Below are 23,668 nucleotides of genomic sequence, written 5' to 3'. Positions count from 1 at the left end.
TCTTAAGGCGCCCAAGCCCATTTCACGGCGCCGACCGTGAATGGTATAACGATAAAGCCATTGAGCACCACCATCTTTACGTTTGTGAAGAAGCAAGCCGGCACCATCATTATATTTACCAGCTCCCAATGTTGCTACAGCCCTTGCATTAAGACGATTCATAAGAACCATTTTTACTCCTTTCTTGTACAATTTTTACCCACACATCAACCCCGCTTGTGACGTGCAAGCAAGTGGTTTTGATTGATTCAAGATAAACAGATTTGAAATGAGAGAATCCTACGTTATTCGGGCGTCTAATTCAATATGAACAGAGCTAGATTATCATTATAAATCAATATCTTGTATCGTTCATTTATAGATTTTATAAAATCGTCCGGCATTTCTCCGTGACTAGGTGACAATGGCAACTCCATAGCAAAGGGCGAAATAACTTTATCCTGAGTAGTAAATAAAATTATCAGTTCTGTTTTTTCAACTAATACACCAGAAGAACTGTGAAAAGAATCCGATAGTTTATATTTATTGGTGTAAACTCTGATGCGTATATCCATATTTTATCTCACAGCCAGAAAAAAAATCCCGTATCATATTTAACTGAAATGTATTCTCATACTTTTTTCTATTTTCAAAATTAAATAAAATGAACTCGGGAGTAGCGATACGTATTAGAGCTAACACTTCTGCCAAATCGAATCTCTCCGATAAAGTAATCGTCACACTATATGGTACGCTATCTTTTTTCATACATTCTATGTTACGCACCCACGTTTGTTTATATTTTTTACTGTCTAGATTTCTTATCTCTGAAATAACATCTGTGCCTATTTGTATCCCTAAAAAGAACGGATTACTCTTTAATAGCTTCAAATATGGTTGAATATAGATGTGCCCCCTGTTGCAATCCGAAAATATTTTTTACAAATGAGACACATACAAGTATATTTATGAAGTAAATCATAATCGAACTCAAAAGGCTCTCCACCAGAAAGAATAATAAAATCAGATTTTATGTCATTTATTGTATATAAAAATTCAGGCAACGCGTCATCTCTCACCATACATTCCATCGAATACGGACAATGATTGCAGCTCGCACTGCAATTTTCATTACAAATTACAATATTATCGCCCATGAAATTCCTTATTCAAGTTCATATAATCCAATACTAATTGTTTCATGAAAATATTTTGGTATAGACAAAGATCAGAAATTTTTTTAGCCACAAACGCTTTTATCATTGGTAAAGCTTCATCCTTTGATATAGACAGCAAATGAGAAATATAGTCTATCCGTTCTTCTAAATTGAGAGATAATCTTGGACTGGTGAAAAATGTTAAGATATCCAATTCCGGACTGGCTTCTTGACATAAATCCCAATCCACTACCATAAAAGAACTATCAGGAGTAACAATGATATTATCAGGATGTAAATCTCCATGTGATAAGATTATATTTTTGCTTAATCGATCTTGAAAGATCTTATTGATTTGATCAATAATCGCCTTTTGATGTAGCAAATCCATTTGACTCAATACAGTACCCCGGATAAACTCCCATTCGACTACTTCATCGCAAAGTGTTATCAAATTTGGTGCAGGATAGAGACTTTGTCGAAAAGAGCCATCCTTGATGTTTTCATTAATGCACGATGCTTCCGGATAAATTTGCCCATAGCAAAATTCTTGATGCTTGCGTTTCAAGAAATGTTGTTTTGACGATTGTGCATTTTCAGGCTGTAACCAAATGATTTCTTGTTTTCTGACAAAAATAATTAAAGCAGACACCCCAAAAATCACAGCCATAACCACTGCCAACCACAAATTAGCTTGCCAGAATGTTGAAAAAATATGACCGTATAAAAAACTGAATGCAAAGGATACAACAGCTGTAATAATGGCTGTAAATGATAAAACAGTCGCGATAGCTTTGGGATCAAGCAGTGAATTTATAAGAAGAGACGACAGATAAGATCGATAAGCAGATTTAAAAACACATAGCAGTAAAAATCCTAATATAAGAGCCGCAATGATTTGAAATGACATGAGAAAAAAAGCAATGGTTACCATACAACCAATCATTAAGACGGGAAAAATAGGATTTTGAAACTTTGAAAAATACTTCTGAAACAATATATTGGAACTTGCTGAAAAAAAATTCCCAATGATAAAAATAATCGAAACCAAAATAGCAGGTTGAAATGGCAAAAAATCAGAAAATGCGATAGAAACAGTTCGATTATTAACCAAAATAGCAAAAGCTGAAACTGCACTTAAAAAAATAAGAGTGAAGCGATAAGGATTTTTGACTTCTTTACGGCTGGCGCACATAACTGTGAAAATACTCGGATGAGCGTTGATATGAAAACTATCTAATCCCTTCGTCAGTTTTGAAAACATAAAAATAGCAAAAATTAATGAAAGGACTTGAAAAATCACAGGCAATGCAGGATGCACATAATAAAGTATTCCTCCTAAAAAAATAAGTACCGTTGTCACACTATAGGTAACAGCAGCCACTTCGGACTTAACGGAAAACAGTGTGCGATGCTTTGGTACTACAGAAAAGAGTAAACTATCTTCCGCACCTGAGAAACAAGCGGCTGCTAATGTAATACACAACAAATAAGTGGCGTAAGCAAAATATGCATAATTCATAAAAAGAGCTAAAAAACCGCAAAGAAAGAAAAACAGCCCAGTATAAATAACGCGCTTACTTCCATAAACATCTGATAATAAACCCAAGGGGACTTCTAAGATCAAAGGAAGCAATAAAAAATAACTACCGATTAAAACAATATCCGCTTGCGACAAATGCAATTTTTCCGACAAAAAAAGTGGTAAAACAGCAACCACTAGAGCAGTAGACTTGCTAACACTATAAATCTTAAATTGCTTAACCTTATCCACAAAACACCTTCCCATGACATCCGCTACATGCGCCAGATTCTTTCAAAGATTTTAAAACGCTTTGAGCAGACCAATCTATTGCCCCATAATTTTGTAGATTCCCAAAAGCTTCTGAATAAAAGCAATTTTTTAAATCTCCATTATAGTCCAATACCAAGGATGAAAATGGAAATAAACACATTAACGGCGACGAAACGTACGTAGAATTCTCGCCTAAGTAATAATTAATACAATTTACAAAATTTTGTGACGTCCATGAGATTTTCCTTTCTTGGAACTTTTTATCTATATAAATCTGGAGGGGGGATTCTTTCCTTGATAATTCATCTCTCAAATGAAAAAGTGAAGCGTTTGGCGGAAGAGTTTTGTTTCTTAAAGCCTTAGATCGATCCTTTGTATTATTTTTTCTAGAAAAACTAAATGACGACGTATCGAGCGGGCTGAATCCGATATAATCGACATCTTTGCTTATACAAAAATCGATAAAATTAATAATATTTTCTAGAATCTCTTTGGTAACTGTCGCTCTTATTCCTATACTTTGCAGAGGTTGAAGATTCTTAACTGTTTCAATGTTTTTCCACACGCGATCAAATTTATTCGCCCCCCGTATATCATAATATCCTTGGACACTAGTCGAATCCATAGAAATAACAATTTCTTTGAAGATCATCCGTTATCGGGTTATCAAGCGGGGGATATTCTCCCTGATTCTGTTTGGTGTTTAAATCACTATCCGAGGAGTGATCCAGAGGGAATGGTTTACGATCCGTGGAAGAATATTTGGGTTGATATTTATCTTCAATCAGGGACAGATGAAAATACGAAGTCTGCCTATGGTGTTCCGATTACAACCAATCGTAGCTATTCTGACCATCACGTGGATTTTTCGTCTGTTAATAAGAGATTTTTGACGAGTGATGAGTTCGCGTCTTGCATGTATGGAATCAATTCGGGAACCAGTATTATAGGCAATAAAGCGCCTTCTCCCAAAACGTCTGGAGGACACGTTGATACAGAAAATCGTCGTATGATTTCGTATATCGGTTGTGAGGATGGTTGCGGTTATGTGTGGCAATTTTTGTCTGGTTGTTATCCCGTGACGAAATGGCATACAGGGGAACAAGGAAGCAGTTTACGTGTAGACGTAAATGTTATGTTGGGAGGAGGCGATTGGTCCGGTGATGCTAGTAATGGTGAATTTGCGCGGAATTTTGCGCATTGATCACTCCGAACGCCTCTTAGATATGGCTAAGAAATTAGACATATCTGTAGGATTTTTATCTTCTGTCGAGATTGGCAAAAAATCTGTTCCTGTAGGACTGGAGGAAAAGATCATAGAGCTTTATGGTTTATCAAGAGAAGGCTTTACTCTTAAGAAAAGCAGCCTATGCTTGTCGCAAAACTTTTACAATCAAGACTTCTGATCCGTTGAGGCGTGAAGCTGTTGGTGAGTTTGTTAGAAATTTAGAGAATTTTTCACAACAAAACTTAGCAGAATTAAAAGACCTTCTTGAGAAAGTTTGCAAAAAAAGAGGCGTCCTATAGAGATAGGTTGAAAAATCCTATTCCCTCACTTTTATTTACGCGTCCCTCACTGTACAAAATATATGGAAAATCAATAAATTATTTTGGATAAAAAAGAGCATGGTGCCCCCAGAGAGACTCGAACTCCCGACCCCCTGATTACAAATCAGGTGCTCTACCAACTGAGCTATAAGGGCATAACCATGTAGGAGTTAGCACAAACTAACAAAAAGGAAAACAGAAAATTATTAAATTTTATGCATATTAAAAGAAAACTATATAAAAAATAACCAATTTATTTCCTTTTTTCCACTTTTTACAGCAAGGTTGGAACTATCCTTATGTTGATATCTTATAGAATCTTTTATAAGAATGCACCGTTTTGCTATCGAATTACGAATCTGAAGACTTTGATTGATGAGCAAGGTAATTTTCTAGCCAGTGAATATTATAATTACCATCAGCAACATCTTGATTATTAATAAGATCGCGAAAAAGAGGCAGTGTAGTTTTTATCCCATCGACGACAAATTCATCTAAAGCACGCCGTAAACGCATCATACATTCTAAACGGGTACGTCCATGAACAATCAGCTTTCCAATCATGCTATCATAGTAAGGAGGAATACGGTAACCTGAATAAGCGCCTGAATCAACACGAATCCCTAAACCTCCAGGTGTATGAAAATGTGTAATGGTTCCAGGTGATGGCGTAAAGTTAATAGGATCTTCTGCATTAATACGGCATTCAATGGCATGACCAGAAAAACAGACTTCATCTTGTGTTACTGAAAGCTTACAGCCTGATGCAATATGGATTTGTTCGTGGACTAAATCTATACCTGTAATTGCTTCAGTTACAGGATGCTCGACTTGTAAACGTGTATTCATTTCAATAAAATAAAATTCGCCATTTTCATAAAGAAATTCAATAGTACCAGCTCCACGATATCCAAGTTGGGCACAGGCATTTGCAACAATACTTCCAATTTTTTTCCGTTCAGTTTCATTAAGTGCAGGTGATGTAGCTTCTTCCCATACTTTTTGATGCCGTCGTTGAAGTGAACAATCGCGTTCTCCTAAATGAATAGCATTTCCCGCACCATCACCTATGACTTGAATTTCAATATGACGGGGTTTTTCTAAATATTTTTCTATGTAAACAGCGTCATCACCAAAAGCAGCTTTCGCTTCTGAACGCGTTGTTTTGAGAGCTATAGAAAATTCTTGTTCAGAATGAACGACTTTCATACCACGTCCACCACCACCTGCAGAAGCTTTTATAATAACGGGATAACCAATTTCACGAGCAGTGCGTAAAGCATCTGATTCTTCAGTGACTGCTCCATCTGAACCGGGAACTACAGGAATACCAAGTTTTTTGGCGGTTTTCTTTGCTTCGATTTTATCGCCCATGATTCGGATGTGAGTAGCTGTTGGACCGATGAATGTAATATCATGGGCTTCTAGAACATCTGCAAATTTTGCATTTTCAGAAAGAAAGCCATAACCTGGATGAACAGCATCCGCTCCTGTAATTTCACAAGCAGCAATAATTTGCTGAATACTCAAATAAGAATCACGAGCGGGAGGAGGGCCAATACAAACACTTTCGTCAGCAAGACGAACATGCATTGCATCTGCATCAGCGGTAGAGTGAACAGCCACGGTTTTTATGCCAAGTTCTTTACATGCACGTAAAACGCGAAGAGCAATTTCTCCTCGATTAGCAATGAGGATTTTTCGAATCATGGTTGCCCCTCGCTTTATTCAACAATAATAAGTGGTTCACCAAATTCAACAGGTTGACCATCTTTGACAAGAACAGTGGTTACCGTACCTGAGCGCGGTGATGAAATTTGATTCATTGTTTTCATGGCTTCAATAATAAGTAATGTCTCCCCTTCAGAAACATTTTGCCCTACTTCTACAAAAGGTTGCGCGCCTGGTGAAGGTGCAAGATAAGCTGTTCCAACCATTGGAGAGGTTATTGTGTTTTTTGATCTATCTTCTTGGATAGATTGTATAGGAGATTCAGCTGTTGGAACTGGAGAAGATGTTACAGAAAAAGTAGGAGTAGAAACAGGAGCATAGATTGCTTGCTCAGAAGAAGTTAAGGTATTTTGGCGTGAGACACAAATACGAAGCTCCCCTTGTTCAACTTCAATGTTCGTTAAATTTGTATCATTCAAAATTTCAGCAAGATCACGAATAATTTTCGTATCAATTGCGTTTTTTGCCGAATCCATTTTTTTTGTTGCCATTTTATTTCTAACTCCTTGATCAATGAAGATCGTCATTATCTCATTTTATGACCGAATATCTCTAGATTAGGGATGACATCTTTTGAGGCTTTAAAGATTTTTATTTCCTTTAAATCATTATACTTTGCAATTTAAAACTTGTATCTGCTTTACGCAAAATTGCACTTATAAGCCTGTTATCAAAAAAGAGAAAGCATAAAATTACCTCATTTACAGTATTCTTCCTAAAACGGATCAGGTATTCACTGTGTATTATCTATCGCTTGTTTTAGAATATCCTGTTTGGCAGCGCCGATGAATATTTTATCACCAATGATGTAAGAAGGTGTTCCCGTAATATGAAGTGCAGAGGCAATTTGAATGTTTTCTTTAAAAGCGTTTTGCAGAGTGGGATCTTGTATTGCATTATGTAGTTTTTTTTCATCTGCTCCTAATGAAACAGCTACTTTAATAGCTTTAGCTTCATTTGCACGACCCTGATACATTAAAAGCGTTTTGTGAAACTGAGGATATTTCTCTGGAAATTGTTTTCGAAATGCGTAGGCAACAGTATGGGCTGCCATAGAATCAGAGCTTAAAATTGGTAAGTCCTTGATAATAACCTTTAAATCTGGATATTCTTTTATCAAGTCTTCTATATTTGAATAGGAAATTTTACAATATCCACAGTTGTAATCAAAAAAATTGACAAGCACTCTTTTACCATTTGGGTTTCCCAAAACAGCGTCATGAGGAGAATGAAAAATCTCTTTTTCTAATGAATGAATGACTGAAGTTTGTTTTTGGTTTTCGTATTCATTCTGTTTTTCCAGCTTATCTTGAAGAATAAGCTGCATTTCAATCATAATTTCTGGATGAGTAAGAAGATACTCTCTGACGATTTGTTGAATATGATGAGAATCAGTATGTGGTATCATTTTTTCTTTAAGCTTAGATAAAAAGCTAGAATCTTCTAAAAGTTGTGATTTAAGCTTTTCTAAGCTTAAATCATTTGCTGTTTTTGAGCGTGACGTTGCGTTTGATAAAGAAGGTAAAAAGATTAAAATACTCGACATAACTATGACTAAAATTTTTGAAAGAAGTGTTATTTTCGAGTTTTGAGAGTGATAATTCATTTGGATACCTTCACATTTTCTAGGGTGTCATTGAGTGAACTATATGAAAAGTGCTATCTATGTGCAATGAAGCATTTAGTTATAGTGTATCTTTAAGAATGAGAAAAAACATCAATTTTTCTCTAAAAAGATTTCATATGATGAACCTTGGCTTGGCAAGGATTATGTTTTGTAAAAGATAAAAAAATTCTCTTTAATTTGTCAAATGTTGTTTTGATGTATAAGGATATCAAAAGCTTTTTGTGCGTGTTTATTTTAAGAAAAAGTACGTTGATAATACAATGAAGAACACTTGTATTATTTTTTCCTGTTGCTTTATTGAATACTGAGAAACAAAATTAAATAATGAAAAGTGAAATTATGAAAACTACAACACATTATGAGCTGTTTATCATTGGAGGAGGGATAAACGGCTGTGGATTGGCAAGAGATGCAGCAGGACGCGGATTTAAAGTGGGATTGGCTGAAATGAACGATCTTGCATCTGGGACCTCAAGTGCGTCAACAAAGCTTATTCATGGTGGGCTTCGTTATCTTGAACACTATGAGTTCAAACTTGTTCGTGAAGCATTGAAAGAACGCGAGATCATTTTACGTATGGCTCCACATATTGTGCGTCCTTTGCGTTTTCTCCTTCCTTATCATAAAGAATTGCGCCCTGCTTGGATGTTGCGTTTTGGACTTTTTATTTATGATTATTTAGGGAATTGGAATCAGAAATTGTGGCGCAGTAAAACGATTAATTTTTCACAAAAATTTTGCTCTACACTGAAGAAAGAATATCAGAGAGGTTTTGAATATTCTGATGCAAGAGTAGATGATGCGCGTTTAGTTATTGGCAATGCTCGTGATGCAGAAAAGTGGGGAGCTGATATAAAAGTACGAACAGAAGTTCTCTCTTTAAAAAAAGAAGACAATAAATGGCATATATTTCTTCAAGACAAGTTAAGTAGCAAAGAATATAGTGTCACAGCTTCTTATATCGCGAATATGACAGGACCTTGGATTGATCATGTTTTGGCAAGCATATTAGATTGTAAAGAACATCCACCAGTACGGCTTGTTAGAGGTTCTCATATTTTGGTTCCCAAGCTTTATACTCATGATCGTGCTTATATTTTTCAAAATGGTGATGGGCGTATTATATTTGCTATTCCGTATCAAGAAGAGTTTACCTTACTTGGAACAACAGATTGTAATTATCAAGGAGATCCGGCTGACGTTCATATTACTGATACAGAAATTGATTATATTTGTGCAGCAGCCAGTGAATATTTCATACAACCAGTGTTGCCTGAAACGATTGTCTGGTCTTACTCTGGAGTTCGTCCACTCTATGATGATGGAGCTTCAAAAGCACAAAAAATTACGCGCGATTATGTTTTAAAAGAAATGGGAACAGGAACGACACCAAAGATACTTAATCTTTATGGTGGAAAGATTACAACTTATCGTAAGTTGGCTGAAGATGCGATGAAATTTGTTGAAAAAGAGCTTGGTAAAAAGGGAGCATCATGGACGGCTAAGGCAGTACTTCCAGGGGGTGATTTTCCCTATAACAAATTAGATACAATCGAAAATAGGATTGCTCTTTTAATGCCAGATTTAGATGCTTTTACACATCGCAGGCTTGCACGCTCCTACGGTACGGAAGCATTGGTGATCTTTGCACATGGTAAGGCAAATAAAGGAAAAAATTTTGGACATGGGCTTTATGAAGTAGAAGTAAAATGGTTGATGGAAAAAGAATGGGCTAAAGTATGTGAAGATGTGTTATGGCGTCGTTCAAAACTGGGGCTCCTATTTAATGAACAAGAGGTTGATACTCTTTCTTCCTATATGCAAAGCCAACAAGAGATTGAACAACGTTTATGATCATTTCATTTTACAAATTGTATCTGCAATATTGTAAAATATTTTCCTTCGAGAGATACTGATATTAGTTATAGATATTAAAAAGGCAATGGTTGTCTATACCCTGATTTTAGTTTTTTTTTGCAAGAATCACAAAATGGCAAAATTAGATAGAATATTTAAGATGAAATTTGTCTATCTTATAAAGTGAAATCTAAGAATATCACCAAAAAGAACTCATTGATAAAAAATAATTTATAATTAGATTCGTGTGAAATAAGGTTTTTTTCTTCTTTAGGAGAAGATAAAGCTACTTTCTGTATCGTTTATTTGCACAATGAGTTAAAAAAATCTAAAGAAAATTAAATCGATCATGAAAAATTGTATAATGTGTTAGTTTAGCATTTATTATCTTAAACGCTGTACTAAATCATGTAAGGGGAGAGGCTTGAAGAGCGTAAGAAGAACTTATAAATGAGATTTTTATATTATAGTAAAAATCTTCTTTTTTCATGTTTATATACCTGAACACTAATCTATGAGAAATGCGATATTGTGTTTTGGCATGATTGATTGTAGTAAACCTTGATATCAATTGGAAATAATGAGCTGTTATTATACTCATGATAGTATAAGAGAATAAAATTTTCCGTAAACTAAAAGTAAGTATTTTTTTATGTATAAAGAGAGAGCTATAGGGACATGAGAGTAATACCCTCATGATATTTTACAACCTTCCATCGCCTATAAAATTTGCAGTAGCACCAATGTTGGACTGGACAGACCGACATTGCAGGTTTTTTTATCGTCTTTTAACGAAAAAAGCTCTCCTTTATACGGAAATGATGGTAGCAGATGCTGTCATTCATGGTGTTCGTGAACAATTGTTGGCTTTTAGCGACAAAGAACGTCCAGTTGCATTACAATTAGGGGGGGCAGATCCGAAAAAGTTAGCAGAAGCTGCACGAATTGCTGAGGATTTTGGCTACAACGAAATAAATCTCAATGTTGGTTGCCCATCAAATCGTGTTCAAGCAGGGGTCTTTGGAGCTTGTTTGATGCTACATCCAGACATTGTGGCAAATGCAGTAGAAGCAATGAAACGAGAGGTTACTATACCTGTAACTGTCAAATGTCGGATTGGAGTGGACGAACAAGATGAAGAGTTAGCGTTAGATCTTTTGGCTAATCAGGTTTGGAATGCTGGATGTGATGCGCTCTGGATACATGCACGCAAGGCATGGCTACAAGGATTGAGTCCGAAAGAAAATCGCAATATTCCGCCCCTTAATTATGAAAGGGTTTACAAATTAAAAGGTCAATATCCTCATAAATTCATTGGGATAAATGGTGGAATTAAATCGATTGATGAGATCAAAGAACACTTAACTTTCTGTGATGCTGTCATGGTTGGTCGCCAAGTTTATCATGATCCAACTTTGTTAAAACATATTGATTTTGAACTCTATGGTGAGTCGCAGAATAGTCTAAGTGAGAGTGATCTTATTGAGGTTATGTGTGATTATGCGGCTCGACATATTGCATCGGGGGGACGGCTTTCTCATGTGACGCGTCACATGATTGGTTTATTTCATGGGCGGGGTGGGGCACGTCGATGGCGGCAAATACTATCAAATGATGCGACAAAACCAAACGCAGATATATGTACTTTAAAAGAAGCTTTTTATGCTCTCATTTAATAACAGTCAGACAATTAACATATATTAAAGTTGAGATCCTTTGCGTTTTGATTTCTTTGCGATAATTTTGATCCCTTCAATTTTATAAGTTTTTGAAAGTTTATAACTTTTATTATGAATAAGAATGTTAGAATTTATATATTAAACGGCATGCTGATTATGCCTATTAAATAAAAAATAGCTTAAGGGTATCACTGTAAAGTAGTCATAAGATATTAATAACATTTTGAATCTTGCACGTTTGTTATTGGGGTAGAAAATAGAATGTAGAAATTATTGCTTTCATAGTATTTAACATTTTTAAAGCACTGTTAAAAAAACAATAAATTATTCATATCCTGTATATATGACGTGATTTTCATAAACATTGTAGATTTTAAAAGGTATCCTTATGATCGCTAGTCCATTTGATGATTTTCGTGCTTTGCTTACAAATTTACCTGTTGCTGATGAGTTTTCTATAATTTTGGCAAAAAAATGGCAAAAAAACTTAACAAAAGAGCAAGGAACATTGGGAAAACTAGGAGATATTGCTGTTTGGTATGCGGGGTGGAGGGGTACAGAAAAACCTATCGTAACGCGACCTTTGGTTGCTATTTTTTCTGGAAACCATGGTATTGTAGAGGAGAATATTACACCATTTCCACAATCTATGACACAAAAAATGGTAGAAAATTTTGCCTCTGGTGGAGCTGCTATCAATCAAATTTGTATTGCTTATGATCTTGGATTAAAAATTTTTGATTTAGCATTGGAATATCCAACAATGAATATTACGAAGGATGCCGCAATGGATGAGCGGAGTGCGGCTGCTACAATGGCATTTGGAATGGAATCCATTGCGGGTGGGACAGATCTTTTATGTATTGGAGAAATGGGAATTGGAAACACAACAATAGCTTCAGCTTTATGCTTAGCATTGTTTGGAGGGGAAGTGGAAGAATGGACAGGAAATGGTATGGAATCAGAAGGTGATTTTTATCAGCGTAAAATTGCAGCGGTTAAGACAGCCATTTCTTTGCATAAGGATTATTTTAATGATCCTTTTGAGATAATGCGTCGCTTAGGAGGACGTGAGATTGCTGCTATGGTTGGTGCTATTTTAGCAGCAAGAATAGAAAAAATACCCGTTATTTTAGATGGTTTTGTGGCAACAGCAGCAGCAGCGGTTCTTTATAAAATGCATCCAAAAGCTCTTGATCATACCCTTGTTGGACATGTTTCTTCTGAGACAGCTCATCGTAAACTTTTAAAAAAAATTGGCAAAGAACCACTTCTAGATTTGGGGATGCGTCTTGGTGAAGGGACAGGAGCAGCTATAGCAGCTGGTATTGTCAAAGCTGCTGTTTTAACACATGCACAAATGGTGGTTTTTTAACAAGAAAGTTTGAATGCCTAAAAGATCATAAGACGGATATAAAAAATCTTAAGAGCTTTGTTCATGCGTCTTGTCGTGTAATTTAATATAATTAAGTGGAAGTTCTGTTGTATATTTAATCTGTTCCATTGCGAAAGAAGAAGAGACATCACGGATGTCAATTTTAGAAATTAATTTTTTATAAAAAAGATCATAAGCTTCAATGTTGGGCACAACAACACGCAATAAATAGTCAATATCTCCACTCATTCGATAAAATTCAATGACTTCACGGAATTCTTGCACAATTTTTGAAAAACGCTTAAACCATTCATGACTATGTGTATTTGTGCGAATAGACACAAAAACAGTGACGTGTGCGTTTACTTTTTCTGGAGAAAGAACAGCAACACGACGTTGAATGACGCCATCTTCTTCAAGTTTTTGAATTCTACGCCAGCAAGGAGTGGTAGAAAGCCCCACTTTTTTAGCAATATCAGCAACAGAAAGTGTCGCATTTTCTTGCAAAAGATGTAAAATTTTTCGGTCAAGACGATCCATATTTTTTCTCAATATTTTAATTTATAAAAATTTACGCACTAAACGACGCAGATATACAATAAGCTCATCGTTAAACCATGGTTTTTTCTGTAACCAAGAAGTATTTCGCCATGACGGATGAGGCAAAGGCATAACATTATAGCCTCGAGGTTGAGGAATGGAAAGAATATTTCTCCAATCACCAACAGTTGCAGAAACGGTTTTATGTTTTAATTCTGTAATGTGCCACTTTTGCGCATAACTGCCAATAGCAAGAACAAGCTTTATTTGAGGCATTGCCTGAAATATCTTTTCATGCCATATTTCTCGACATTCCCGTCTTGGTGGTAAATCAGCTTTATTTTTGTCATAACCTGGAAAACAAAATCCCATAGGAACAATAGCAAAAAGAGATTTATTATAAAATTCTTCTTTCGTGACACCCAGCCAATTACGCAATTTTTCACCAGAGCGATCATTAAAAGGGATAGAAGTTTCATGGACACGCAACCCTGGTGCTTGGCCTGCAATTGCAATCGAAGCAGTATCGGATAAATAAACGACAGGGTTTGGTTCATGAGGAAGAGGAGGAAAATAATGGGGTTGTTGGACGCAAACACGACAGGAATAGATCTCTTTTTCAAGTTTGATAATTGGGCTACATTGTTTCATTAGTAAATAAAATTAAAAAATATTTTTCTTATTCTGTGCGAGGATTTGCTTTGCGCCATTCTTTTGGTCGTTGAAAACTTGATACCCATATTCCTTTCTTTTTCTTCCTAGCTTCTTGCTCTTCTTTGGGGTATTCATAATAATTTACAGCCCAACCATTATGTACAAGTGTTGCGTTGATATTGCTAACTTGTTTTGTTTTACATGTTGCAAGAATACGGCGATATTTATCTGTTTTTTGCCAGTGACATGTAACAATTTGATTTTTTAATAATTGTTCTAAATATTTCTTTGCTTCAAGCCCACAAGGGTAGCGTGCTTCCTTTTTTCCACAAAATTGGTGGAGTTCAGGAGCATCAATTCCAGCTAGTCGAATCTTAATTGAAGAAATCATAATGGTATCGCCATCAATAATTAAAGCATTTCCTTTAACAGAGTTTTGAGAAGAAAAATTTTCTTTTTGAGGCAACCGTTGAGTCTGCTTAAAATAAGTTGACATAATGATAAGAATGCTAGCAGCGACAAAAATACTGAAACCGATAACTTTTAGATTAAAGATTCTTAGATCAAAATGAGAAAAAGATTTTTTCATGAAATAAAGAAACTGCTAACATTACTATAACTCTATTTTAGTATTGTTTATAATTCATCCGAGAAGCTTTATTCATATGACGAAACAATGTCTCGTTTTAATGACAAAATTTTCGTTAGATATCACAATAATCAAATACTCATGCAAAATATATGTAAGCAACTTAAATAATAAATCAACTTATCCAAATCCGTACAAAACATACAAAGTTTAAAGTAAACTTTTTAAACTTAAGGAAATAAAAAAAACACCCCTCAAAAAATAACTTTGAAGAGCAATACTCCCACATTTCTTTTGGAGTATAAAATCTATCAATTTAATAATAATTTTATTTATTTAATTTTTGTTTCTTTAAATTCAACGTGCTTTTTTACAACTGGATCATATTTACGCTTGCTCATTTTATCTGTCATTGTACGGCTGTTTTTCTTTGTTACATAGAAAAAACCAGTATCTGCAGTTGATAAAAGCTTGATCTTAATGGTTGCTGCTTTAGCCATAATGTAAATACCCTATTTATACTGAAAAAATATTATTTCTGTCAAAATTTATTTCCGACATCATCAGATTTTCCGGCAACACTACGGATGTTCTCAAAAAAGTCAAGAGCTGATTAATTTTCTCATAAGTTGGACAAACACCAAAATGACATATAAACCGAAAAAAACAGCCATGGCTATTGAAAAACCAAAGGGTTTAAAGATATCCATGGATTTTCCGATAAAGGTCGGTCCGATGAGCATACCAATTCCATAACAAAAAATAAAAGCAGAATTAGCAGCAGCAAGTTCTTGCCCCTTGAGACGGGCTCCTAAATGTGCAAGACTAATTGTATAAAGGCTCGCTGATACACCACCCAGAAAAAACAAATCAAGCATCAGAATCCATGGATATTGAAGAATCCATGGTACTATAAAAGTTCCTATAAAACCTAGAATAGCGCAACTCATCAGTGGGTAGCGTCGATCTTTGGCGTAGTCGCTTATAATGCTGATAGGAATTAAGAGGAAAATATTCCCAAGTGCAAGGGTTGCCATAAAATGTGCTGCTTCATTCTCATTATAACCAATGGATAAACTAAAGGGTATTATAAGAGTTAATACGCCCATTTGAATGGCCCCGTAAACAAGGACCGCCATCATTGCACTTGGAACGTGAAAAAGATAACGAAAAAATGGCATATATTGATTTTTTTGAAATTCTGGACTTAATTTCCAAGCGGTAAGAATTGGTATAGTAGCAAGCATAATAAGGCTATATCCAACAGCAAAAGGAATAAATCCTTGTGTTCCCACTTTTGCTAGCAGCGTTAGACCTATTATAAACCCTAATCCTAAGACAATAGCATAAATAGAAAGGATCAAACCGCGTTTTTTGGGGGGAGCATAACTGTTGATCCAAAACTCTGACAGGATAAACATAACTGTCATGCTGAAATGTAATATAAACTTTAAAATAAACCAAACCCATATGGGATCAAAAAAATAGAATCCTAAAAAACTTAAAGATCCTATCGCCATCATAAGTAATATTGTTTGAGCGATTCCTAAGCATAAGGCGATTCGAGACGTAAAAATAGCTGCAATAATTGTGGCGATTCCACCAACTGTTCCACTATAGCCGATTGTACTGTTGGAAAGTCCTTTCTCTGCCATAAGAAGAGAAACAAGTTGTGTTCCCATTGCCAATGCTGTTCCAACAGTGCCAATGGTTGCAATAGCGGCAATAATTGCACGCAAAGAATTATTTTGAGAGTCAAAAGGTTTTTTTTTCATGAGAATGGCTTAAGGTACTCTTGTTTATTTAAACAATGAAAAGATGAGCTGAAATGAAAGGAAGCCAAAACTATCCTTTGCAGTTTCTCTCATTTTCTAAGTATAAAAAACTGCAAGATTTTTATATGGTTATTATAGACTTAATAATAAAATTTATCCTCTTGTATACTAGAGAAAGAATATTGTATATATAAAATAATATAAATATTATATAATATAAGTCATTTCTTAAATTGAATTTATTATTCATATTCTATTTAATTGAGGGCAAGAAGCTTAATTTTTTCTTTTCCCATAAAGAGTATACTTTTGTTTTTTTAATTTGTTTTTATGGTAGGATGTCGGTGAAAATTTTATTGGACGAGGTTTTGTTAACAGTTTAAAGCATAAAGCGCCAGCAAAAGGTTGTACCGTTATAAGTTTTACTTCTACAACATCACTGAGCTGATAGCCTTTATGGCTACGCTGTCCTACAAGAACATGTTGTGCTTCATCAAAATGATAATAATCATTTTTAAGTGTAGAAATATGGACAAAACCATCTGTATTGAGTTTATCAAGTGAGATAAAAAGACCTGCTTTTGTAACTCCGGAAATGCGGCCTGTAAAAATACGACCGATTTTATTCGTTAAATAGTGAGCAACAAGCCGATCTATCGTTTCTCTTTCAGCCATCATTGCACGGCGTTCGTATAAAGAAACTTGCGTAGCAATTTCTGCAAGATTTTTTTCTTGTGTATCTGTTAATTGATCATTTCCTAATTTGAGAGCTTTAATGAGTGCTCGATGAATAATGAGATCAGCATAACGACGGATTGGTGATGTAAAATGTGTATAGTTCTGCAAATTCAAACCAAAATGGCCACTATTTTTAGGGTTGTACTCTGCTTGTGATTGTGAACGCAAAATAACTTGATTGACTAGTTCTTGTTGTTGAGTATGAGCGACCTTTTCTAAAATTCTATTAAGGCGCGCTGAGGTAAGTTCGCTTCCGCGGGAGAGTGGTATCCCCAAACTTTGAAGAAAGCTCCGAAGTATTTCTTGCTTAGCAAGAGAAGGTTTTTCATGAATACGATAAATGAGCGGCTGGTGATGTTGTTTTAATGTTTCAGAAGCTGCAATATTGGCTTGTATCATAAACTCTTCAATTAAACGATGCGCTTCTAATTGTGTTTCACTCACAACATCTTTTATGCATCCATTTTGATCAAGAATAATCTTTTTTTCTGCAATTTCTAATTCTAGTGGTTGGCGACGATTTCGCGCAGCTTTAAGGCATGCATAGGCTTCCCATAAGGGGTGCAAAATGCTCTCAAAAAGAGGGGCTATTTTTTCATTTATATTACCTTCAATTGCCAATTGTACTTCTTGATAAGAAAGTTTGGCTCTTACACGAATCATAGTACGATGAAAACTATGTTTTCGTTTATTACCGTTTGCATCAAAAATCATACGAACGGCTAAAGCTGGTCTTTCTTTTCCTTCACGCAGAGAACATAAATCATGAGAAAGGCGTTCAGGTAACATTGGCACAACGGTATCGGGAAAATAAACAGAATTTCCACGTTTCAATGCTTCTTTATCTAAAGCGCTTCCTGTTTTGATATAATAAGAAACATCTGCAATGGCTACAATAATAATCCAACCATCATTATTTGCTGGATCCTTATCCTTGGTTGCATAAACTGCATCATCATGGTCTTTTGCATCTGGTGGATCAATTGTAATAAAGGGTAATTGTTGCCAATCTTCACGATTATCCATATTGGCAGCTTTGATATGTTTGGCTTGCTCAAGAACACTTTCAGGAAAAATATAAGGAATTCCTTTCGAAAGAAGCGCTATCATTGAGAGTGTTTTCTCACTCTTAATGTGCCCTAAAACATTCTTTATTTTTGCGCTCTTTAATCCGTAACCAGTATTTTTTTTTATTTCGACTTCAACGAGATCACCAATTTGAATCTTCATTTCTGGAGACATTTCAACAATGAGTTCATTGGTTTTGCGGTCTATAGGATCAAGGCGCCATTGATTATTTTCCAATTTTCGTACAATAGCAAATGCGCTTTTGGGAGATACGTCAATTTTACGAATAATTCGTCCCGTATAAGGATGACTTGAGCTTTCAGAATTTTTATTTCGAAAAACTTTTACAAGAATATGATCTCCAACACCAATATTACTTCCTTTTATGTGATGAAAAGAGTGTATTTCAATATTGGGCTTTGGAGAATCTTCCCATTCAAGAGGTTTTGCAATAAAACTTCCATCTTTATCACGTCCACTAATTTTCATTAAAGTAACAGGGGGTAATTTTCCTTTGTTTATTGCTCTTTTGTGGTGTTTAGATATGAGATTTTGATCCTTTAACTCACGTAACATATCTCTAAGCCAGATACGAGAATCGCCTTTTAAGTTAAAAGCTTTAGCGATTTCTCGTTTACTTGAGTGGTTAGGATTCTCAATTATAAAGGAAAGGATTGCTTCCTTATTGGGAAAAGTTTTCCCCTTGAATGAAGAGAGATATTTTATGTTTTTTTCACCTTTAGCCAAAATTTATGTCTCTTTTATTTTTGCTTTTGTTTTAGAAGAAGCTCTTTTTGAAGTTGTTTTTTTACTCGATGCTTTAGCCGATATAAGTTCTAGTGCCTCTGGAAGAGTTACACTAATGGGATCTTTATCTTTTGGCAATGTTGCATTAATTTTACCCCAATTGACATAAGGACCATAACGCCCGTTGCGCACGGTAATGGTTCCTCCTTCGGGATGCTCTCCTAATGTTGCCAATGCTTCAGGTGTTGTTCTGCTTTGCCTGGTTTTGTTTTCTTGTTGTTCTGCTAATACTGTAACAGCGCGATTGATACCAATATCAAAAACTTCATCTGCATGAAGAAGGCGCGCAGATTTTCCGTTATGGCTAAGATAGGGACCATATCGTCCAATCGTAGCCGTGATTGTTTTTCCAGTTTCAGGATGAATGCCAATTTCACGGGGAAGGGATAGTAAAGCCAAGGCTTTATCAAGGGTTACATTTTCTGCCTGCCATTCTTTTGGTAATCCTGCACGCTTAACTTCTTTGCTTTCACCAAGTTGAATATAGGGACCAAACCGGCCATTACGAAGAGAGATCTCTTTTCCTGTTTCAGGGGCAATACCAAGTATAACAGGTTCATCATTGCGTACAGCTTCATTCTCTTCTCCAGTATCTGTACCAAGTTGGCGTGTGTATTTACATTCGGGATAATTGGAACAGCCAACAAAAGCACCATAACGCCCAAGTTTTAATGATAATTGACCATTTTTACAAAGAGGACAGGAACGTACATCACTTCCATCTTCGCGTTCAGGAAAGGCGAGAGGTGCTAATGTTACATTTAAAGCATCAAGAACATTAGTTATACGGAGTTCTTGGATATTGATAATAGATGCATTAAATCCATCCCAAAAATCTCGCAATACGTCTTTCCAAGAAAGTTTGCCATCAGAGATAAGATCCAGCTTTTCTTCAAGATCTGCTGTGAAACCATATTCTACATAGCGATTAAAAAAATTTTCAAGAAAGGCTGTAACAATACGTCCCTTGGCATCGGGAATAAGCTTTCGTTTATCAATGACAATATATCCACGGTCACACAATGTCGCCAATGTGGATGCATAAGTTGAAGGACGACCAATTCCTAACTCCTCAAGCTTTTTAATTAATGAAGCTTCAGAATAACGAGCAGGGGGCTCTGTGGTATGTTGTACAGATTCAACTTTTTCTTTTGTAAGTGCTTCACCAGTGTTTATTTGTGGTAAACGTGTTGTTTCATTTTCTTCATTATTTTCTTCGTCTCGTTGATCCGTGTAGACGGAAATAAAGCCATCAAAGCGAATAACAGATCCTGTTGCCCGTAGATTTGCACAGTTTTCTCCTGTCTGTGCTTCAATTTCAACAGTTGTACGTTCAATTTCAGCAGAGCGCATTTGGCTGGCAATAGCACGCTTCCATATCAGCTCATAGAGCTTTGCTTGATCGCTATCGAGAAAATTACGGACTTGACTAGGATTGCGTTGAAAATCTGTTGGACGGATCGCTTCGTGTGCTTCCTGTGCATTTTTTGCCTTTGTTGAATAAAAACGTGGCTTTTCAGGAATATAGTCTTTTCCGAAAGTTTCATGAATAACTTTTCTTGCTGAATCAATAGCCTCAGGTGCTATCTGCACACCATCGGTACGCATATAAGTAATAAGCCCTGCCGTTTCACCATTAATTTCAATGCCTTCATAAAGTTTTTGGGCAATTTGCATAGTGCGAGAAGCTGAAAATCCTAATTTTGAAGAAGCTGCTTGTTGTAGTGTGGAGGTTGTAAATGGAGGAAAAGGATTTCTCTTTGTAGGTTTTGCTTCAACACTGAGTGTATGGTATTGGGCTTGCTCCAACATAAAGCGAATTTGGTCTGCTTGTTCTTGAGATTGAATATCAAGCTTGCCTATTTTTCTTTGATTAAACATTGTCAATCTTGCTTGGAAACTATCATTTCGGATGGTTTTTAACTGTGTTGTAATGGACCAATAATCTTCTTTGATAAAATGTTCTATTTCTGATTCACGATCACAAATAATACGCAAAGCAACCGATTGAACGCGTCCTGCTGAACGCGCACCAGGGAGTTTACGCCATAAAACAGGTGAAAGTGTAAAACCAACGAGATAATCAAGAGCGCGACGTGCAAGATAAGCATCTACAAGTGATGTATCAATATCACGTGGATTGTTCATAGCATCAAGCACAGACTTTTTGGTGATGGCATTGAAGACAACTCTTTTAATAGGTTTATCTTTTAAAACTTTTTTTTGACGGAGAACATCCAGAATATGCCATGAAATAGCTTCCCCTTCACGATCAGGGTCTGTTGCTAATATAAGGCTATCAGCTTCTTTAACGGCTTTTGCTATTTCATTTAAACGTTTAGCGGCAGCAGAATCTATATCCCATTTCATAGAAAAATCTTGATCCGGTAAAACAGAACCATCTTTTGCAGGCAAATCACGAACATGTCCAAATGATGCGACAACTTTGTATTGAGACCCAAGATATTTATTAATTGTTTTTGCTTTTGCTGGAGATTCAACGATAACGATATTCATAATTTTACCCAAATATTGAAATAAAAATTTTTTTATAAACGCCTTTTACGCGAATAGCTAATGCCAATTGCTTAAGAGCACATAAAAAAATATTAGCCATATAAAAAACATGAATATTGTACAACTTATGATTGTCATTATTAGAGTACACCCTATATAGAATTACACGATTTATTTTCCACTGTTATTACAAAAACATACGGCGAAATACTAAGATAACGTCTATTGAGAGGTAGGAGGGGAAATGCTCAAGGATAGAGGATTATGTTTATAAATCATTTAAAAGTTATCCAATATATTACAGACATGTCAAAGCAAATGAATCAGATGGCGCGTCAGGCGCACAGTCCGCTTTTAGCATTGCTTTTGGATATGGTTGCCAAAGAAGGGCAAAGCATTATTAATAGTGCTGAGGCTCTTGGGGAAGATCAAGATTCGACAATGACACACAACCACCAGAGTGTCGAATAAGCTTTCCAGCAAGCTCGAGTTCTACCAACAAGAGGTAGAGAGTTGGGAGTGAAACACCGGAGTGGATACTGAGTGTGTCTAAGTCGATTGGCGTTGTTGAAAGAGCGGAGAAAACTGCTGCACGTGCTGCGTCATCATCATCTGCTAAAGAGAGGCTGCTGTTTTTTTCATCTGCTAAATTAAAATTCTCCTTTTCAAGTTGTAAAGAGGATGGTTCCTCAAAAAAATTGAGTTGCGAATTTGGAAGCGGTAAAATTAATGGCGTAAGTGTTTCTATAATGTCAGAAGGATGTGTGGTGAGTAGAGCACCGTCTTTGATAAGATTGTTTGTACCAACAGATCTTGGATCAAGTGGAGAACCGGGAATGGCAAAAATTAACCGTCCCATTTCAGCTGCTTGACGTGCGGTAATTAAGGACCCTGAGCGCAGGGCTGCTTCTACAACCAAGAGACCAAGTGATAGAGCTGCAATAATACGGTTTCTTCTTGGAAAATCGATAGCACGCGGCTTCCAAGAAATGGGCATTTCGCTGATGATGGCTCCACCGTTGGCAATAATATCTTCATGCAACTTTTTATTTTCAGGAGGATAGATATGATCAATTCCTCCAGCCATGACTGCAACAGTTCCTGTTTTTAAACTTGCTTGATGCGCAACGCTATCAATTCCACGAGCGAGCCCAGAAATTGTTACAAAGTCTGCTTCTCCGAGAAAACGTGCAAATTGAGCCGTAAGCTTTTTTCCAGCAGCTGAAGCATTTCGAGAACCTATAATTCCAATAGAAGTTTTTTGAAAAATTGAAACATTACCTTTGATAGCAATAAGCGGCGGAGGGGCTTCTGTAACCTTAAGAAAAGCTGGATAATCTGGTTCTCCCATACCGATAAACCGGACACCTAATTTTTTAGCTTTTTGTATTTCTTTTTCTGCATCTTCTAAGCTTGCTATTTTAATAGATGCAGAACCACCACCTTTTCTACTAAGCTCTGGCAGTGCTGCCAGAGCTTTTTCTGCTGTTTTATAATGATCAATGAGATTGCGAAAACTAACAGCTCCAATATTTTCACTACGCAATAACCGTAACCAGCTTAGACGTTGACGATCAGTAAGCAGGATTCCTTTATTTATCTCCGTGTTGCGTGCCAATCTTACTTTCTTCCCCAATTAATAATCTACCGATATTTGCAGAATGTTTTATAAACACAAATACGCTCATCACAATCAGCATACAATAGAAATAAGAATCGGAAAAATAAAAAACAAATATCGGTGTGATCGTAACAGCAATAAGCGCAGATAATGAAGAATAACGCATGAGGAGAAAAATCGTTATCCATACAATAATAAAAATAATTGCTGCAGGCCAATAGATTCCTAAGCAGACTCCTAGATAGGTAGCAACACCTTTGCCACCTTTAAATTTAAGCCATACGGGGAAAAGATGTCCTAAGAAAACAAAAAAGCCTGCTAGAGAAACAAGGATACTATTGTCTAGCGGATCACTAAAAAACTTTATAACGAAAACAACGATAGTTCCTTTCAACATATCACAAAGAAGTGTTAGAGCAGCAAGCTTTTTATTTCCTGTTCGTAAAACATTTGTTGCTCCAATATTGCCGGAACCGATTGTTCTTATATCACCAATTTTGAACAATTTCGTTAAAAGAAGACCAAATGGAATCGAGCCAATGAGATAAGATATGAGGAAAATAAACCATGGAGTGGATTGAAAAAATATTTCTGCTTCATTCATTAAGAAT

General features: G+C 35.9%; 20 protein-coding genes, 1 tRNA gene and 1 pseudogene. 6 read left to right on the top strand and 16 right to left on the bottom strand.

Annotation, left to right across the window (positions count from 1 at the left end; all coding sequences use genetic code 11):
• The 3 genes from ACFIL7_RS07230 to ACFIL7_RS07220 form a co-directional block, all read right to left on the bottom strand.
• Positions 1-171: Arm DNA-binding domain-containing protein (locus tag ACFIL7_RS07230; RefSeq protein WP_375683471.1), on the bottom strand; the 171-nt coding region annotated here is incomplete at its 3' end.
• A 954-nt stretch (positions 172-1,125) separates the two neighbouring features.
• Positions 1,126-2,910, bottom strand: a complete 1,785-nt coding sequence (locus tag ACFIL7_RS07225; RefSeq protein ID WP_375634353.1) for an MFS transporter — start codon at positions 2,908-2,910, stop codon at positions 1,126-1,128.
• Positions 2,903-3,556 carry a hypothetical protein gene (locus ACFIL7_RS07220; protein WP_375634351.1) on the bottom strand — a complete coding sequence of 218 codons (654 nt, stop codon included), beginning with the start codon at positions 3,554-3,556 and terminating at the stop codon, positions 2,903-2,905. Before ACFIL7_RS07220 ends, ACFIL7_RS07225 begins: the two co-directional genes overlap by 8 nt.
• Between ACFIL7_RS07220 and ACFIL7_RS07215 the strand changes: the two genes are divergently transcribed.
• Together ACFIL7_RS07215 and ACFIL7_RS07210 are read left to right on the top strand one after the other, a co-directional pair.
• Positions 3,536-4,135, top strand: coding sequence for a hypothetical protein (locus ACFIL7_RS07215; protein ID WP_375634349.1), 600 nt, complete (start codon positions 3,536-3,538; stop codon positions 4,133-4,135). The genes ACFIL7_RS07220 and ACFIL7_RS07215 overlap by 21 nt on opposite strands.
• A pseudogene (locus tag ACFIL7_RS07210) lies at positions 4,095-4,458 on the top strand (XRE family transcriptional regulator). The gene ACFIL7_RS07215 and the pseudogene ACFIL7_RS07210 overlap by 41 nt, the downstream one beginning before the upstream one ends.
• 100 nt (positions 4,459-4,558) lie before the next feature.
• Here the strand turns inward: ACFIL7_RS07210 and ACFIL7_RS07205 are convergent.
• The 4 genes from ACFIL7_RS07205 to ACFIL7_RS07190 form a co-directional block, all read right to left on the bottom strand.
• Positions 4,559-4,634 (bottom strand) — tRNA-Thr (locus ACFIL7_RS07205).
• Positions 4,635-4,830: 196 nt separating this feature from the next.
• On the bottom strand, positions 4,831-6,189 hold the full coding sequence (accC, locus tag ACFIL7_RS07200) for an acetyl-CoA carboxylase biotin carboxylase subunit (RefSeq protein ID WP_375606916.1): 1,359 nt from the start codon (positions 6,187-6,189) through the stop codon (positions 4,831-4,833).
• A gap of 14 nt (positions 6,190-6,203) precedes the next feature.
• Positions 6,204-6,701 (bottom strand): acetyl-CoA carboxylase biotin carboxyl carrier protein, encoded by a 498-nt coding sequence (gene accB, locus ACFIL7_RS07195; RefSeq protein WP_375634155.1) that lies wholly within the window; start codon positions 6,699-6,701, stop codon positions 6,204-6,206.
• 242 nt (positions 6,702-6,943) lie between these two features.
• Positions 6,944-7,816, bottom strand: a complete 873-nt coding sequence (locus tag ACFIL7_RS07190; protein ID WP_375634153.1) for a DsbA family protein — start codon at positions 7,814-7,816, stop codon at positions 6,944-6,946.
• A 345-nt stretch (positions 7,817-8,161) separates the two neighbouring features.
• Here ACFIL7_RS07190 and glpD point away from each other — a divergent pair, with 345 nt between their 5' ends.
• From glpD to cobT, 3 genes are all read left to right on the top strand, one after another.
• Positions 8,162-9,691 carry a glycerol-3-phosphate dehydrogenase gene (gene glpD / locus ACFIL7_RS07185; RefSeq protein ID WP_375634151.1) on the top strand — a complete coding sequence of 510 codons (1,530 nt, stop codon included), beginning with the start codon at positions 8,162-8,164 and terminating at the stop codon, positions 9,689-9,691.
• 698 nt (positions 9,692-10,389) lie between these two features.
• Positions 10,390-11,370 carry a tRNA dihydrouridine(20/20a) synthase DusA gene (gene dusA, locus ACFIL7_RS07180; RefSeq protein ID WP_375634149.1) on the top strand — a complete coding sequence of 327 codons (981 nt, stop codon included), beginning with the start codon at positions 10,390-10,392 and terminating at the stop codon, positions 11,368-11,370.
• A gap of 391 nt (positions 11,371-11,761) precedes the next feature.
• A complete protein-coding gene (cobT, locus tag ACFIL7_RS07175; RefSeq protein WP_375634147.1) occupies positions 11,762-12,748 on the top strand; it encodes a nicotinate-nucleotide--dimethylbenzimidazole phosphoribosyltransferase in 987 nt (328 codons plus the stop codon).
• Between the two features lie 48 nt (positions 12,749-12,796).
• On the opposite strand, the gene ACFIL7_RS07170 is transcribed toward cobT, so the two are convergent.
• The 7 genes from ACFIL7_RS07170 to topA all read right to left on the bottom strand — a co-directional run bounded on the left by ACFIL7_RS07170 (position 12,797) and on the right by topA (position 21,436).
• The gene (locus ACFIL7_RS07170; RefSeq protein WP_375608344.1) at positions 12,797-13,288 is read right to left on the bottom strand and encodes an Lrp/AsnC family transcriptional regulator; all 492 of its coding nucleotides are present in this window, start codon (positions 13,286-13,288) and stop codon (positions 12,797-12,799) included.
• Positions 13,289-13,309: 21 nt separating this feature from the next.
• Entirely contained in the window at positions 13,310-13,939 is a 630-nt protein-coding gene (locus tag ACFIL7_RS07165) for a uracil-DNA glycosylase family protein (protein WP_375634145.1), read from the bottom strand.
• A 28-nt stretch (positions 13,940-13,967) separates the two neighbouring features.
• Positions 13,968-14,531 carry a thermonuclease family protein gene (locus ACFIL7_RS07160; RefSeq protein ID WP_375634643.1) on the bottom strand — a complete coding sequence of 188 codons (564 nt, stop codon included), beginning with the start codon at positions 14,529-14,531 and terminating at the stop codon, positions 13,968-13,970.
• A 332-nt stretch (positions 14,532-14,863) separates the two neighbouring features.
• Positions 14,864-15,031 (bottom strand): 50S ribosomal protein L33, encoded by a 168-nt coding sequence (gene rpmG / locus ACFIL7_RS07155; protein ID WP_004864083.1) that lies wholly within the window; start codon positions 15,029-15,031, stop codon positions 14,864-14,866.
• 102 nt (positions 15,032-15,133) lie between these two features.
• A complete protein-coding gene (locus ACFIL7_RS07150; protein ID WP_375634644.1) occupies positions 15,134-16,306 on the bottom strand; it encodes an MFS transporter in 1,173 nt (390 codons plus the stop codon).
• A 276-nt stretch (positions 16,307-16,582) separates the two neighbouring features.
• Positions 16,583-18,859, bottom strand: a complete 2,277-nt coding sequence (gene rnr, locus ACFIL7_RS07145) for a ribonuclease R (RefSeq protein ID WP_375683470.1) — start codon at positions 18,857-18,859, stop codon at positions 16,583-16,585.
• Positions 18,860-18,862: 3 nt separating this feature from the next.
• Positions 18,863-21,436 (bottom strand): type I DNA topoisomerase, encoded by a 2,574-nt coding sequence (topA, locus tag ACFIL7_RS07140; protein WP_375634137.1) that lies wholly within the window; start codon positions 21,434-21,436, stop codon positions 18,863-18,865.
• Between the two features lie 264 nt (positions 21,437-21,700).
• Here topA and ACFIL7_RS07135 point away from each other — a divergent pair, with 264 nt between their 5' ends.
• Positions 21,701-21,907 carry a hypothetical protein gene (locus ACFIL7_RS07135; protein ID WP_005773510.1) on the top strand — a complete coding sequence of 69 codons (207 nt, stop codon included), beginning with the start codon at positions 21,701-21,703 and terminating at the stop codon, positions 21,905-21,907.
• Here the strand turns inward: ACFIL7_RS07135 and dprA are convergent.
• Together dprA and plsY are read right to left on the bottom strand one after the other, a co-directional pair.
• Entirely contained in the window at positions 21,837-23,072 is a 1,236-nt protein-coding gene (dprA, locus tag ACFIL7_RS07130) for a DNA-processing protein DprA (RefSeq protein ID WP_375634646.1), read from the bottom strand. The genes ACFIL7_RS07135 and dprA overlap by 71 nt on opposite strands.
• Complete coding sequence (gene plsY, locus ACFIL7_RS07125) at positions 23,029-23,661, bottom strand: glycerol-3-phosphate 1-O-acyltransferase PlsY (protein WP_375634647.1); 633 nt, start codon at positions 23,659-23,661, stop codon at positions 23,029-23,031. The genes dprA and plsY overlap by 44 nt, the downstream gene beginning before the upstream one ends.
• Positions 23,662-23,668 lie beyond the last annotated feature (7 nt).

This window comes from Bartonella sp. AP3QHHD (assembly GCF_042195765.1).
GTDB lineage: Bacteria > Pseudomonadota > Alphaproteobacteria > Rhizobiales > Rhizobiaceae > Bartonella.
This window is presented reverse-complemented; position numbering and strand designations above follow the sequence as displayed.

Bases quoted from the DNA above. Each gene is read 5' to 3' on its own strand.
- ACFIL7_RS07190 (WP_375634153.1), bottom strand. From the start codon at position 7,816: ATGAATTATCACTCTCAAAACTCGAAAATAACACTTCTTTCAAAAATT.
- ACFIL7_RS07160 (WP_375634643.1), bottom strand. From the start codon at position 14,531: ATGAAAAAATCTTTTTCTCATTTTGATCTAAGAATCTTTAATCTAAAA.
- ACFIL7_RS07150 (WP_375634644.1), bottom strand. From the start codon at position 16,306: ATGAAAAAAAAACCTTTTGACTCTCAAAATAATTCTTTGCGTGCAATT.
- ACFIL7_RS07135 (WP_005773510.1), top strand. From the start codon at position 21,701: ATGTTTATAAATCATTTAAAAGTTATCCAATATATTACAGACATGTCA.
- accB (WP_375634155.1), bottom strand. From the start codon at position 6,701: ATGGCAACAAAAAAAATGGATTCGGCAAAAAACGCAATTGATACGAAA.
- ACFIL7_RS07165 (WP_375634145.1), bottom strand. From the start codon at position 13,939: ATGAAACAATGTAGCCCAATTATCAAACTTGAAAAAGAGATCTATTCC.
- accC (WP_375606916.1), bottom strand. From the start codon at position 6,189: ATGATTCGAAAAATCCTCATTGCTAATCGAGGAGAAATTGCTCTTCGC.
- glpD (WP_375634151.1), top strand. From the start codon at position 8,162: ATGAAAAGTGAAATTATGAAAACTACAACACATTATGAGCTGTTTATC.
- cobT (WP_375634147.1), top strand. From the start codon at position 11,762: ATGATCGCTAGTCCATTTGATGATTTTCGTGCTTTGCTTACAAATTTA.
- dusA (WP_375634149.1), top strand. From the start codon at position 10,390: ATGATATTTTACAACCTTCCATCGCCTATAAAATTTGCAGTAGCACCA.
- rpmG (WP_004864083.1), bottom strand. From the start codon at position 15,031: ATGGCTAAAGCAGCAACCATTAAGATCAAGCTTTTATCAACTGCAGAT.
- ACFIL7_RS07220 (WP_375634351.1), bottom strand. From the start codon at position 3,556: ATGGATTCGACTAGTGTCCAAGGATATTATGATATACGGGGGGCGAAT.
- plsY (WP_375634647.1), bottom strand. From the start codon at position 23,661: ATGAATGAAGCAGAAATATTTTTTCAATCCACTCCATGGTTTATTTTC.
- ACFIL7_RS07170 (WP_375608344.1), bottom strand. From the start codon at position 13,288: ATGGATCGTCTTGACCGAAAAATTTTACATCTTTTGCAAGAAAATGCG.
- topA (WP_375634137.1), bottom strand. From the start codon at position 21,436: ATGAATATCGTTATCGTTGAATCTCCAGCAAAAGCAAAAACAATTAAT.